Genomic DNA, 13,445 nt, shown 5'->3' with positions numbered 1-13,445 from the left:
CCTTTGCGCCTGCGCAGTTGAAAAGACAAGGAAATCGATTAGTATGAATAAAGACAAGAAGCGTCTGACGAAAAAAGAAGTGACGCAAAGACTCTTGGCGCTGTTTGAGGCTTCGCCCGAACGGTCCTTTACGGTCAAAGAATTATTTTCAGAATTGTGCGCAGGCAATCACCCCGCGAAGATGCTCGTCTTGGACACGCTCGATGCCCTCGTCTTTGATGATTACGTGAGTTCGGACGGCAAGGGCCATTATCACAAAGCGCAGCGCCAGCACATTATGGAAGGCGTCTTCAAACGCAAACGTAATGGCTACAACTCCTTTATTCCTGATGGCAGCGACAAACCGATTCTCGTCAGTGAACGAAATGCGCTTCACGCCCTCGATGGCGATCGCGTGCAAGTAGCGATGATGGCGCGCCGAAGAGGACACGAGCGAGAAGCAGAAGTGATCGCGATACTCGAACGCTCAAATGATACGTTCGTAGGTCGATTGAAAGTGGAGAAAAATTATGCCTTCCTCATCACGCCCAGCCGCGTGTTGGCCAACGATATATTCATTCCGACCCAAAACCTGAAAGGTGGCAAGACGGGCGACAAGGTCGTCGTAAAAATCGTGGAGTGGCCGATGGAGGCTAAGAGTCCGATCGGCAAAGTGGTGGATATTTTGGGTCAAGAAGGGGAGAACAACGCCGAAATGAACGCTATTTTGGCCGAGTTTAATTTGCCTTATACTTACCCAAATCGGGTAACGGAGGCGGCGGACAAGATACCCGACGGCGTGACGGCGGAAGAGATCGCGCAGCGCGAAGATATGCGCGACGTGCTCACCTTTACGATCGACCCGCGCGATGCTAAGGATTTTGACGATGCACTTTCCATCCGCACGCTCGCAGATGGTGCTTGGGAAGTCGGCGTACACATCGCCGACGTGACGGCTTACGTGCACGAAGGTGACATCATCGATCGTGAAGCCTTGAAGCGCGCCACGAGCATCTACCTTGTGGATCGTACGATCCCGATGCTGCCCGAGCGCCTTTCGAATCAGCTCTGCTCGCTGCGGCAGGACGAAGATAAGCTGGCTTATTCCGTCATCTTCAAGATGAACGATGCGGGCGAAGTGTTGGATTGGCATTTAGCGCATACCGTTATCCGTTCCGACCGTCGCTTTGTTTACGAAGAAGTGCAATACATTCTCGAGCAGAACGGCGAGGCGAGTGCGGAAGATCTGGCCACGCCGGGCGAGCATCCCAAAGTGGTCAAAGGAACGACACCCGTAGGTGAGTACGCCGCCCAACTTATTACGCTCAACAGACTGGCCAAACAATTGCGGAGCAAACGTTTCAAACACGGGGCTATAGGTTTCGACCGCCCGGAGATACGTTTTGAAATCGATGACAAAGGCCACCCCGTTTCTACCTTTATAAGATTGGCCAAGGATGCAAACAAACTCGTCGAGGAGTTTATGTTGTTGGCCAACCGCACCGTGGCCGAGCACATTGGCAGAGTGGCGCGCGGCAAGAAAGCGAAAGTCTTTCCCTACCGTATACATGACGTTCCTGATCCCGAGAAGCTGATCACGCTGAGCGGGTTTATCGCCAAGTTTGGTTATAAAATTCGCACCGAAGGTTCGAAGAAAGACGTCAGCAAGAGCCTCAACCGCCTGCTCGAAGACGTAAAGGGCAAAAAAGAGCAAGGAATGGTTGAGATGGTGACGCTGCGTGCGATGGCCAAAGCCCGTTACAGCATCGAAAACATCGGTCACTACGGCTTGATGTTTGATTATTATACCCATTTCACTTCGCCCATTCGTCGCTATCCCGATATGATGGTTCACCGCCTCCTGACGCGCTATGCCGAAGGTGGGCGCTCCGTCAGCGCGAGCAAGTATGAAGAGCTCTGCGAACATAGTAGCGCGATGGAGCAATTGGCAGAGACCGCCGAGCGCGCAAGTACGAAGTATAAGCAAGTAGAATTTATGGCCGATCGCTTAGGCCAAGAGTTTGAAGGCATCATCGACGGTGTCACCGAGTTTGGTTTGTACGTAGAACTCGAAGAAAACGGCTGCGAAGGTATGATTCCCATTCGCAATTTGTCCGGCGATTACTACGATTTCGACGAACGTAATTTTTGCCTCATCGGGCGGCGCCACCGCAAGCGTTATGCTTTGGGCGACAAACTCAGAATACGTGTGGATAAAGCCAATCTGGAGCGTCGCACGCTCGATTTTATGCTTGCCGATGATGACCTTCCGGCCGCGCCGCGCCCAACAGCTTTCGCGCCCGATAAGCGTGGTCAAAAGAAGAAAAAGAACGGGCGCAAACGCAAATGAGATTAGCCATTTTGGCGCACCATTTTTACGATGAAGAGCAGCGAGACAGTCACTCTCGTTGCTCTTTTTCGTTGCGTCTGACAAAGTTTTTGGGCTTAACGCTTATTTTGCTTTTTACAGTGCACTGCCTCCTTTTCGTTTGGCCCGAGCAAACTATCGTTTGGTGGTAACAAACTATTGTTTGGTGGGAGCAAACCATCGTTTGGCGGGAGCAAACAATGAGCTTTCCAAATGCCATCGGCTGCAATTGCACACGGCGGACGTGAAATCCTATGCATCTGCATCACAATAAGCTAAAGTCGCAACAGAATAAGCGTAAGCAGTCTTACAAAACGACTCAGAAGGACAATAATACCCTGCAAACGATGCAAACGATAAAAGAAAAGCCGCTCTAAATCGGTCATTTTTGTAGGGATAACACTATCTTTGCAAATCAAATTAAAAGGAAAACGTCCCTCTTATGGAATATAATTTTCAAGAGATAGAACAACGCTGGCGTAAAGCGTGGGCCGATGAGGCGCTTTACCACACAGAGATAGAAAAAGATAAGCCGAAGTATTATGTATTAAATATGTTCCCGTACCCATCCGGGGCCGGGCTGCACGTAGGCCACCCCTTGGGCTACATCGCTTCAGACATTTATGCCCGCTATAAGCGCTTGAAAGGCTTCAATGTCTTGAATCCGATGGGTTATGATGCGTACGGCTTGCCTGCAGAGCAATATGCCATTCAGACCGGTCAACATCCGGCCGTGACAACCGAACGCAACATCGCACGTTATCGAGAACAGCTCGATCGCATCGGCTTTTCCTTTGATTGGAGTAGGGAGGTGCGCACTTGCGATCCGGACTATTATCACTGGACACAATGGGCCGTGAGAAAAATGTTTCTCTCTTATTATGATACTAAAGCGCAGCAGGCACGGCCGATAGATGAACTCATCGCTCACTTGGAAGCTAACGGAACGGAAGGGCTTACGGCGGCTGCCTCGGCCAAAGATTTGCATTTGACAGCTCAGGATTGGGCTGCGATGACTTGGGCAGAACGAGAGGATTTCTTGATGAACTACCGCATAGCTTACGTCGGAGAGACGATGGTTAACTGGTGTGCCGAATTGGGAACCGTACTGGCTAACGATGAAGTGGTAGATGGTGTGAGTGTGCGCGGAGGCTATCCCGTCGTACAGCGGAAGATGAAGCAATGGTGTTTGCGCGTCTCGGCTTATGCCCAACGCATGTTGGACGGATTGGAGACCGTAGATTGGTCTGATAGTTTGAAAGATACCCAACGCAATTGGATCGGCCGCTCAGAAGGCACAGAGATGCAATTTAGTGTGGAGGGTAGCGACGAAAAGATAACCATCTTTACCACACGTGCAGATACGATTTTCGGCGTGACCTTCGTCGTGCTCGCCCCTGAAAGCGAACTCGTTGAAAAGTTTACTACGCCGGACCAACAAGCAGCCGTGGCCGCCTATGTCGAAGAGACCAAGAAGCGCACAGAACGCGAACGCATCGCCGATCGAAAGGTGACGGGCGTCTTTACAGGTAGTCGGGCCATTAACCCGTTTACCGGTGAAGCCGTTCCTATCTGGGTGAGCGATTATGTCCTCTCCGGTTATGGAACCGGGGCAATTATGGCTGTTCCGGCCCACGATAGTCGCGACTATGCCTTTGCGCGGCATTTTAATTTGCCGATTATCCCGCTGATAGAGGGATGCGATGTGAGCGAAGAGAGTTTTGATGCAAAAGAAGGCGTGGTTTGCAATTCGCCGCGCGAAGATGCTGCACCCTATATCGATTTCTCTTTGAATGGAAAAACCGTGAAGGAAGCCATTGCCGCGACGAAAGCTTATGTGGAAGCCAAGGGCTTGGGCCGCATCAAGGTCAACTTCCGCCTGCGCGATGCTATCTTCAGTCGGCAAAGATATTGGGGAGAACCATTCCCATTCTACTATAAAAACGGTCATCCTCAGGCAGTGCCCGAAGCGGCTTTGCCGCTCGAACTCCCCGAGGTGTCCAAATTTCTTCCGACCTCATCGGGCGAACCTCCCTTGGGCAACGCTGAACGCTGGGCTTGGGACGAGGAGAATGCTTGCGTCGTAGATACGAACAAGATAGACAACGTTCGCGTCTTCCCCTTAGAACTCAGTACGATGCCCGGCTTTGCAGGAAGTTCGGCCTACTATCTGCGCTATATGGATCCGTCGAACGCTACGGCACTCGTAGGCGAGGAAGCTGACCACTACTGGCGCAATGTTGACCTCTACGTGGGCGGTAGTGAGCACGCTACGGGTCACCTCATATACAGTCGATTCTGGAATAAGTTCCTCTTCGATTTGGGCACCTCCTGCGAAGACGAACCCTTTAAGAAGATGATCAATCAGGGGATGATCCAAGGCCGTTCTAACTTCGTTTATCGTATAAAAGACACCAACACGTTTGTGAGTCTTGGTCTGAAAGATCAATATGAAGTGACGCCGATTCACGTTGACGTGAATATCGTGGCGAACGATGTCTTGGATGTCGAAGCCTTTAAGGCGTGGCGTCCGGAATACAGTACAGCTGAATTTATTTTGGAAGATGGCAAATATATCTGCGGTTGGGCTGTCGAAAAGATGTCGAAGTCGATGTTCAATGTGGTAAATCCGGACGATATTGTTGATAAATATGGTGCAGATACCTTGCGCCTCTACGAAATGTTTCTTGGGCCGATCAATCAAAGTAAACCGTGGGACTCTAACGGCGTGGACGGCTGCGCCCGCTTCTTGCGCCGCTTCTGGAATCTCTTCTTCGAAGGTGAAGATTTGCGCGTGACGGACGAAAAAGCAACAAAAGAAAATCTCAAAAGTCTGCACAAACTACTCAAAAAGGTAACGACCGACATCGAGGAGTTTGCTTATAATACCTCCATTCCGGCCTTTATGATTGCCGTCAACGAACTGATGCAGCAGAAATGTCGCTGTCGTGAAGTGTTGGAGCCAATGGTGATCGCCTTAGCGCCTTTCGCGCCCTACATTGCGGAAGAATTGTGGCACAAACTAGGACACGGTGAGAGTGTGCATAAGGCTGCGTGGCCCGCATTCGATGAACAATATCTGAAAGAAGACAGTTGTACGCTCTCCGTCTCGTTTAACGGCAAGACTCGCTTTACTATCGACGTGGCAGCTGATGCTTCCAAGGAAGAAGTGGAGCGCTTGGCGCTGGCCCACGAGTCGACACAGGCGCATATTGAGGGTAAACAGATTATAAAAGTGATCGTCGTGCCCGGCCGCATTGTTAATATTGTGCTGAAATAAACAATTATGGAACTGAGACAATCTATCCAACACCAGATTAAAGACTATTTGATCATTACGCTGGGCTTGATCATTTATTCGATCAGCGTCACGTGTTTCATTTTGCCGTATGAAATTACGACAGGCGGCGTTGTCGGCTTCGGTTCTGTGATTTTCTATGCCACGGGCTTCCCGATCCAAGCTTCATTTTTTATTCTTAATGCCATGTTGCTTATCTTGGCTATACGAACCTTGGGTTGGCGCTTCTGTCTTAAAACGATTTATGCCGTGATCGTCTTAACGGTCTTGCTCGATTTGGTACAGAAGTTTATGCTGCATTATGGTGCTGTTCATAGTGCAGAGTTTGTGCTGAGTCCAAAAGGCTTCCCGCAGATCGTAAAGAATGATGCCTTTATGTCATCCTTGCTCGGCGCGACGCTTAATGGTATCGCGCTGGGCATCGTGTTGCTCAATAACGGCTCAACCGGAGGTACGGACGTCGTAGCCGCAGTGGTCAACAAATATAAGGATATTACGTTGGGGCAGATCTTGATGTTTATCGATATCTTCATCGTCTCCTCAAGTATATTTGTGTCCGGGACTTCCGTTTCTATACTTCTGTGTAGTTACTGTACGCTGATCGTGACCAGCTTAATGGTCGATTATGTGATGGATCGCGGCCGTCAATCCGTCCAATTCTTTATCTTCTCCCAGAAATATGAAGAGTTGGCCAACGCTATTACGAAGACCCATCGCGGCGTTACGGTCATAGATGGCGAAGGATGGTTTACGCATACCGAACGCAAAGTTTTGATTCTGCTGGTTAAACGCCGCGAGAGTACGAATATCTTCCGTTTGATTCAGAGTATAGATCCGCAAGCCTTTGTTTCGCAGACAAAAGTAATTGGCGTGTTTGGCGAAGGATTTGATCGCATTCGTGCGAAAGCCAAGAAGTCTACGCCTGTTAACGATGACGCTTTAAAGGAGCAAAAGGCGATAGATGTCGCCTCCAAAGTCATAGATAAGCCTTTGGAGTAAAAGAGAATAACGTTTAGACTGACGGATATGACGATGACAAAACGCCTGACAGTCGTTCCCCAAGGCGGATTGTGCAACCGATTGCGGGTTGCGTTATCCGCCTTGTCCGCATTTCCGGATTGCGAAGTGGAGTGGGGAAGGGATAAGGCGTGTTACGCTTACTTCGACGAGCTCTTTCAGCCGCTAAAAGGTGTGGTCAGGCGTCGTTGGTGGAACGTTCCTCAGACGCGGCGCAATCTGCATATTCCCGCACTCTTGCGCCGTTGGATTTACGATGCACAATTGGTAAATGCCAAAGCACTGCCGGCTGTCATTGATAGGCCTACCTACGTCTCGACCGGCTATGCTTTAGGACCATACGGACGCGAATGGCTGCAGCGCTTAACGCCCCTTGATAGCATCCGGCGGCGTATTGATGCCATCACCGCGCAGTTTCCCCCCGATATCGTTGGGGTGCATATCCGCCGCACAGACAATAAAAAATCTTGGAGCCACAGTTCGGACGAAGCCTTTTGGAGAGCAATGGAAGCCACGGGCGGTACATTTTATTTGGCTACCGACGACTTAGATTTGCGTCAAGCGCTCTGCCGATACTTTAACGTCATCACGCAGCCGCTGTCCACCGTGCGCCGAGATACTCGCGAAGGTATTGAAGAAGCCGTCGTTGATCTTTACTGCTTGGCGGCAACGAATAGACTTTACGGTAGCTACTGGTCATCATTCTCAGATACAGCCGCCGAATTGGGCAACATTCCTTTATCCATCATACAATGAAAAAAATAGTATTTGCAACAAATAATAGCCACAAACTTACAGAAGTGCGCGCCATCGTCGGCCAACAAATCGAAATCTTAAGTCTGGCCGATATCAATTGCTTCGCAGATATCCCCGAAACAGCCGCCACGCTCGAAGGCAATGCTTTGCTTAAAGCCCGCTTCGTCTACGATCATTACGGATTAGACTGCTTCGCTGACGATACGGGCTTGGAAGTAGATGCCTTGGGCGGTGCACCAGGCGTGCATACCGCGCGTTATGCTTGCGCAGATCATAACGATACCGAAGCCAATACGCGCAAATTATTGGCCGAGTTGAAAAATAAAACTGACCGTCGTGCACAATTTCGCACAGTTATTGCGTTAATAGAAGACGGAGCGGTTCGCTATTTCGAGGGCATTGTGGAGGGAAGCATCGCCACAGAGAAGATTGGAACAGATGGCTTCGGCTACGACCCCGTGTTTATCCCCGAAGAAGCTGGGCAAACGTTTGCCCAATTAGGGCCTGCTGCCAAGAATGAAATTAGTCATCGCGCCCGAGCTGTGCGTGCCCTCGTCGATTATCTGACGGCGCAGCCCGAAGGCGTATCATAAATGGTCGCGTCTCCGTGTGACGTCGACATCCTATTATATAATGTGTATGAAGAAGGTTCTTGTCCTGCTTTTTTTATTTACCGCTTTATTGCCGCTTCGTGCTGTTGCCGACGGTCGATGGCGGATGTATTTAGCCTATCATAACAATACGTATAACGTTCCGATGGGAACGCGAATTTATTCCTTGTGTGATGGCAACCTGTATAGCTACGATACGGCCGACAATTCCGTACACTATTTCTCGAAATTAGACGGACTTAACGGCAAATCCATACGCTTCATCGCGGCAGTGTCCACGCGGCAGCGCCTCTTAGTCGTTTATTCCGATGGTAACATAGATTTAGTTTCACCCAATGGAGATGTATTCAACATTCCTCAATTGAGTTCCGCCAATGGTGGCGATTTAGTTTTGAACGACTTGGCCATCAATGGCGATGAAGTAGATTTGGCCACCAATGAAGGAGTTGTGAGGATCGATATGAAGAAAGCCGAACTAAAAGGCTATTATAAGTTGGGCGCAAATGTCGCTTCGGCCGTCGTTTTTGAAGGAAAACTCTACGCCGCTTTAAGCGATAAAGTCTTGGCTTGCGATTTAAACGCCAATATGTCCGATAAAAATTCTTGGCAAGTCTCATTGAATGCCTCCGTGCGCCGCTTTTTCGCCTTTGGTCGTCGCCTACTATTCCAAGTAAGCACGCCTTCTGTCGATTACGGACAAGGTTTATGGTCGTGGACTACCGGTTCGCAGCCCCAAAAACTTAGCGCCACTGATTATCCCAAGGCCTATATCGATGCCTCGAAGGCAGTTTTTGCTAACGATGCCCAAGTCATCGTCCTCGATGTCGCACATCCCGACCAAATCGCACAAACCATAGCCGCCAATAATACGTGGAGGCACCTCACACTATCAGGCTCTATCTTCTGGGCAAGCGAAGGCCTGAGCGGCCTGCGCAATTATAAAGTAGCCGGAAGTGCGCTGCAGCCCGCCGGCGTTCAACTTGCAGGGAGTGGCCCCAAGCGCGACCTCTGCTATTATATGAAATACTACGGCGACAAACTTCTCATTGCCGGCGGTCGTTTAGATCCTTACGATCGCATACATTTTCCGGGGACGCTGATGCAATATGACGGCCGCGATTGGCGCTCCTTTGAAGAAGAAGACATCACCGCAAAAATAGGTTATCCTTATACGGATATCAATTGTGTCGTGCAAGACCCGCGCGATCCCACGCATCATTTTGCAACCTCTGCCGGAAAAGGACTTTTCGAGTTTAAAAATTTCAAATTTCAGAAGCATTACTCGCTCCACAATTCTCCATTGCGCTCGGCCGTCAAAGACGGCAACGCACCTTACTATGTTCGCCTCGACGGACTCAATTTTGATAAGGCCGGCAACTTGTTTATGGTCAACAATCACGCAGATACCGTCATTCGCGTTTTAAAAGCCGATGGCGGCTGGGCGGCGCTCTATGCCGACGGCTTGAGTAAAGCCCCGACGCTTGAGAAAACGCTCATCGATACGAAAGGACGCCTTTGGGTAGCTTCTCGCCGCACGATCGACGGGCATACTGCAGGCCTGTATTGTCTTGATTACAATGGCACAATCGACAACACGAGCGACGACATCTCTAAGTATCGCACATCCGGTGTCAATGAAGACGCCACCGCCTTTGATTTTGGCGGCGTATATACTTTAATGCAAGATATCGATGGTAGTATTTGGGTAGGCGCTGGTACAGGATTATACGTAATTACCAATCCCGACGATTGGTTTAAGTCAGATTTTTATATCACGCAGATCAAAGTGCCGCGCAATGATGGCACCAATTATGCCGACTACCTCTTGGCTAAAGTTCCGGTCAATGCAATTACTACCGATGGTGGCGGGCGCAAGTGGATTGGCACTTTGGGTGGCGGGCTCTACCTTGTAAGTCCCGACGGCACGAGTATACTTAAGCATTTCACGAGCAAGAACTCCCCCTTGCTCTCCGATAATATTTATTCGCTGGCCGTAAGTGAAGCCGACGGCGAGGTGATGATCGGTACCGATGTCGGACTCTGCTCCTACTTTAGCAATGCTTCGCGCCCACAGCCTGCGCTCGACAAAAGCAACATTAAGGTCTATCCCAACCCCGTGCGCCCTGAATTTACCGGAGTGCTTGCTGTTAGCGGACTAACGGCCAATGCGGATGTACGCATCGTCAATACGGCCGGACACGTAGTCGCCGGTGGACGATCTGTGGGCGGAACTTTCACATGGGATCTACGAGGCACAGACGGCTTCCGCGTACCGAGTGGCGTTTATGATATCATGGTGGTCACAAACGAAGCAAATAAAGGCATTGTAGCCAAAGTTACGATCATTTAGCTTGAATCTTCGTGGCTTTTGGCGTTTTATTGAGGTATAATAAATAGGACTAAAGTTTCGCGAAAACCCGGTTGTTTAGGCCTTATGCCGCACTTTTACGCACGTTGTCAGGCCTTTTTTCTTGATTTTCATAAGAAAATTAGAAAAAAACTTGTGGGTATCTCCGACTTGCCCTATATTTGCCCGTATTAAATCGACAAAGAGATTTATTAACGCAAAAAAAATGCCAATATGAACAAAAGTGAACTCGTAAGCGCAATCGCTGCATCTGCAGGATTAAGCAAAGTTGATTCCAAGAAAGCACTAGACGCTACATTAGAAGCCATCGCTGGCGCATTGAAAGCTAACGACAAAGTTGCCCTCTTGGGATTTGGCACTTTCGCTGTTACTGAACGCCCCGCACACGACGGCGTTAACCCCGCAACGAAAGAAAAAATTCACATCCCGGCAAAGAAAGTCATCAAATTTAAGGCCGGTGCAGAACTTTCCGGAGCTTTGAACTAAAAGAACAACGGAATTTAATGTCTGACAAGTCGTAAAAGGAAATCCTTTTGCGGCTTGTTTTTTATAGAAGCGCGCCGCCGGCTTTCCTTGCCCCGCGAGGGCTCTCAAACTACTACCATATTTCGTTCTTTCAAGCTCATTTCCCTTGTCTTTATTTCTGGTTTTCACGTGCTTCCTCTTGTGCTTGCCTTCCTCAAGTGGCAAAGGCTGTGCATATAGTCCGCGATCGATCTGCTTTGCCGCCCCTTGTCGTGCCTGCAGCTTTGCTTGTAAGTGTCGTGGACGCTAAATGAATGCATGATATTTTGAATAATACCAATAAAACCCTTATCTTTGCTCGCAGATTTTTGTCGTTTGTGGCGAAAATACTGATGTAGAGCGTTTAGCGTTTGCTGTTTTACGACTGCTACCCGCTTTTGCTGTACTGATTTATGCAATTTAAATAACAAATTCAATATGAAGAAAATTCTTTCCCTTACCATCTTTAGCCTCTTTCTGACTTTGGGGCTTACCTCCTGCAAAGGTGATTCGCCGGAGCCACCTACACCACCTTTAGAACAAGGCAGAAAACTCCTTGGCTACGTTGATAGCGATGGCACCTCTATTAAAACGGTCAACTATGACGCACAAGGGCGCATTGCCTCACTTGCGATGACCCAAATCGATGCAAATACGAACAAAAATGTCAACCTGAATTTGGCTTATCGCTATACCAACGATAGCATAATCCTATCTATCACTAACCTTGAAAGCAAAGCGGTGAGTAAAGTCGAGTATGTGCTCGACGCGAAACACAGGGTGGTGAAGATGATTCTGCCTGAAACAGACGAAGCAGAGGAAGAAATGTACATCCTCTCCTATAATAATCATAACCAACTGGCTGGTTGCTATGCGAATGATGGAGAGAATCTTGAATTAACGTGGACTGATGGCAACATCTCTTCCGTTATATCTCGCGATGAAGAGACTAAGACGACAAATTATACGTATACCGACTATAACGCAAAGCATTTTCTTAGCGTCAACGCAGTTTTCGGTACGCCGGAACTCTTGGGAGTCGATCAAGTACTCTTCTTGCAGGGCTATTACGGAGAATATCCCAAAAACCTTATAAAAACGGAAACTGTGGTAGAGGATTCCTCTACACTCACCTATACTTATGAGATAGATGCTATGGGTTATGTTACTAAAGCCTCTGATTCAAAGGGTAAATTCTGTGTATTTACGTGGAAGTAATTCCCATCTCATAACAGCCCCGATTGACGCCCTTGCCAATCGGGGCTGTTTTTTTTCTGTATGTTCCGCCGCTGCTAAATAGGGAGACTGTCTCTGACTTGACGCGACGCACACCGGCCAACTCTTCGCTCGGTCTTTTATGCTCTTGCGCTCACTTCTGTCTCGCTTGGCTCGGCTTTCGGCATATAAAGTCTTTCTACAAGCGCCCGTAGCGTTTTGCTTTTTCAACCCATGTCCTCCATTTTTTAGCGGCCACCGCCTATTTTGCTCACAACAACACATTATATATAGAAGCAACTCATATTTCGACGCTGCCGGCGCATTTCTTTACGCGCAATCGCGGCGGGTTGCCGGGTAGCGGCGCAACTTTTGACGCTTCTCTACCATCTTTTCACGCAGCAACTCATTTTTTTCCATCTGTATCGCTCTTTTTATACTCGACCGTGGCTTTTACATCAAAGAATATCCCGCATCTTCGCTTTTTATCACGAGGTGAAGCCTTTTTTATCACGAGCGCAACTACTTTTTCTCACGAGACAAAGCCTTTTTTGTCGTGATCAAAAAGCTCGCAATCCGCTCCGGCGTGCCTCGAAACCTTGTTTTTCTCACTTTTCTCTCAACTTTTCTCACCCCATTTTGGGATATTCTTCCTTTTATTCTGCCATTTCTGCATGTCAAATTTTGTTTTCTCTGAAATTATTTTCGTTTTTGCGTAAAAAAGTTTGTTGCGGGCTTGGTGGTAATGGGATTTTGTTCTACTTTTGCACTCGCTTTCCAACGCTGCGGCGTTTGGTTGAGCTTGAAAAAAGCGATCTTTGAAAGAATTCCATAGACTTTTATGCAGAAGAAGCAGAAAGAGTTTCAATCCGAGGATGCTTCGGTGTTTTGCGGATTGTTATTCGGTAAGCAGTATGTTTTCTTGTAAAAGAGAAGTACAAGAATCGTCAAATTCCTTTTTTACATTCAACTCGTTGAATCAGAAAAAGAAAAAATGAGATATACAATGTAGAGTTTGATCCTGGCTCAGGATGAACGCTAGCTACAGGCTTAACACATGCAAGTCGTGGGGCAGCGGATACTTAGCTTGCTAAGTATGCCGGCGACCGGCGCACGGGTGAGTAACGCGTACCGAACCTGCCCATCACACAGGGATAGGCTTGCGAAAGCAAGATTAATATCTGATGGTCTCAATTTTATGCATGTATGATTGAGTAAAGCCTTCGGGCGGTGATGGATGGCGGTGCGTCCCATTAGGAAGTTGGCGGGGTAACGGCCCACCAATCCTTCGATGGGTAGGGGTTCTGAGAGGAAGGTCCCCCACATTGG

The 13,445-nt window shown here is 48.7% G+C and carries 8 protein-coding genes and 1 other annotated feature; all 8 genes read left to right on the top strand.

Features of this window, described 5'->3' with window-relative positions:
* The first annotated feature begins 37 nt into the window (after positions 1 to 37).
* The 8 genes from rnr to GCWU000325_RS01240 all read left to right on the top strand — a co-directional run bounded on the left by rnr (position 38) and on the right by GCWU000325_RS01240 (position 12,119).
* The gene (gene rnr, locus GCWU000325_RS01280) at positions 38 to 2,329 is read left to right on the top strand and encodes a ribonuclease R (protein WP_211205526.1); all 2,292 of its coding nucleotides are present in this window, start codon (positions 38 to 40) and stop codon (positions 2,327 to 2,329) included.
* A gap of 460 nt (positions 2,330 to 2,789) precedes the next feature.
* Positions 2,790 to 5,627, top strand: coding sequence for a leucine--tRNA ligase (leuS, locus tag GCWU000325_RS01270; protein ID WP_006254123.1), 2,838 nt, complete (start codon positions 2,790 to 2,792; stop codon positions 5,625 to 5,627).
* A 6-nt stretch (positions 5,628 to 5,633) separates the two neighbouring features.
* Positions 5,634 to 6,644 carry a YitT family protein gene (locus GCWU000325_RS01265; RefSeq protein ID WP_006254122.1) on the top strand — a complete coding sequence of 337 codons (1,011 nt, stop codon included), beginning with the start codon at positions 5,634 to 5,636 and terminating at the stop codon, positions 6,642 to 6,644.
* 27 nt (positions 6,645 to 6,671) lie between these two features.
* Complete coding sequence (locus tag GCWU000325_RS10880; RefSeq protein WP_006254121.1) at positions 6,672 to 7,418, top strand: O-fucosyltransferase family protein; 747 nt, start codon at positions 6,672 to 6,674, stop codon at positions 7,416 to 7,418.
* The gene (locus tag GCWU000325_RS01255; protein ID WP_006254120.1) at positions 7,415 to 8,011 is read left to right on the top strand and encodes a non-canonical purine NTP diphosphatase; all 597 of its coding nucleotides are present in this window, start codon (positions 7,415 to 7,417) and stop codon (positions 8,009 to 8,011) included. The genes GCWU000325_RS10880 and GCWU000325_RS01255 overlap by 4 nt, the downstream gene beginning before the upstream one ends.
* 46 nt (positions 8,012 to 8,057) lie before the next feature.
* Positions 8,058 to 10,379 carry a type IX secretion system anionic LPS delivery protein PorZ gene (porZ, locus tag GCWU000325_RS01250; RefSeq protein WP_006254119.1) on the top strand — a complete coding sequence of 774 codons (2,322 nt, stop codon included), beginning with the start codon at positions 8,058 to 8,060 and terminating at the stop codon, positions 10,377 to 10,379.
* 231 nt (positions 10,380 to 10,610) lie between these two features.
* The gene (locus tag GCWU000325_RS01245) at positions 10,611 to 10,883 is read left to right on the top strand and encodes an HU family DNA-binding protein (RefSeq protein WP_006254118.1); all 273 of its coding nucleotides are present in this window, start codon (positions 10,611 to 10,613) and stop codon (positions 10,881 to 10,883) included.
* Between the two features lie 456 nt (positions 10,884 to 11,339).
* The gene (locus GCWU000325_RS01240) at positions 11,340 to 12,119 is read left to right on the top strand and encodes a DUF4595 domain-containing protein (RefSeq protein WP_006254116.1); all 780 of its coding nucleotides are present in this window, start codon (positions 11,340 to 11,342) and stop codon (positions 12,117 to 12,119) included.
* A 1,058-nt stretch (positions 12,120 to 13,177) separates the two neighbouring features.
* Positions 13,178 to 13,445, top strand: a sequence feature (16S ribosomal RNA rRNA prediction is too short).

Origin of the sequence: Alloprevotella tannerae ATCC 51259 (genome assembly GCF_000159995.1) — a bacterium.
GTDB classification, from domain to species: domain Bacteria; phylum Bacteroidota; class Bacteroidia; order Bacteroidales; family Bacteroidaceae; genus Alloprevotella; species Alloprevotella tannerae.
The sequence above is the reverse complement of the archived record's forward strand: the minus strand, read 5'-3'. Positions and strand labels throughout refer to the sequence as shown.

Excerpts from the sequence above, each read along its gene's own strand:
- leuS (WP_006254123.1), top strand. The coding sequence starts at position 2,790 with ATGGAATATAATTTTCAAGAGATAGAACAACGCTGGCGTAAAGCGTGG.
- GCWU000325_RS01265 (WP_006254122.1), top strand. The coding sequence starts at position 5,634 with ATGGAACTGAGACAATCTATCCAACACCAGATTAAAGACTATTTGATC.
- GCWU000325_RS10880 (WP_006254121.1), top strand. The coding sequence starts at position 6,672 with ATGACGATGACAAAACGCCTGACAGTCGTTCCCCAAGGCGGATTGTGC.
- GCWU000325_RS01255 (WP_006254120.1), top strand. The coding sequence starts at position 7,415 with ATGAAAAAAATAGTATTTGCAACAAATAATAGCCACAAACTTACAGAA.
- porZ (WP_006254119.1), top strand. The coding sequence starts at position 8,058 with ATGAAGAAGGTTCTTGTCCTGCTTTTTTTATTTACCGCTTTATTGCCG.
- GCWU000325_RS01245 (WP_006254118.1), top strand. The coding sequence starts at position 10,611 with ATGAACAAAAGTGAACTCGTAAGCGCAATCGCTGCATCTGCAGGATTA.
- GCWU000325_RS01240 (WP_006254116.1), top strand. The coding sequence starts at position 11,340 with ATGAAGAAAATTCTTTCCCTTACCATCTTTAGCCTCTTTCTGACTTTG.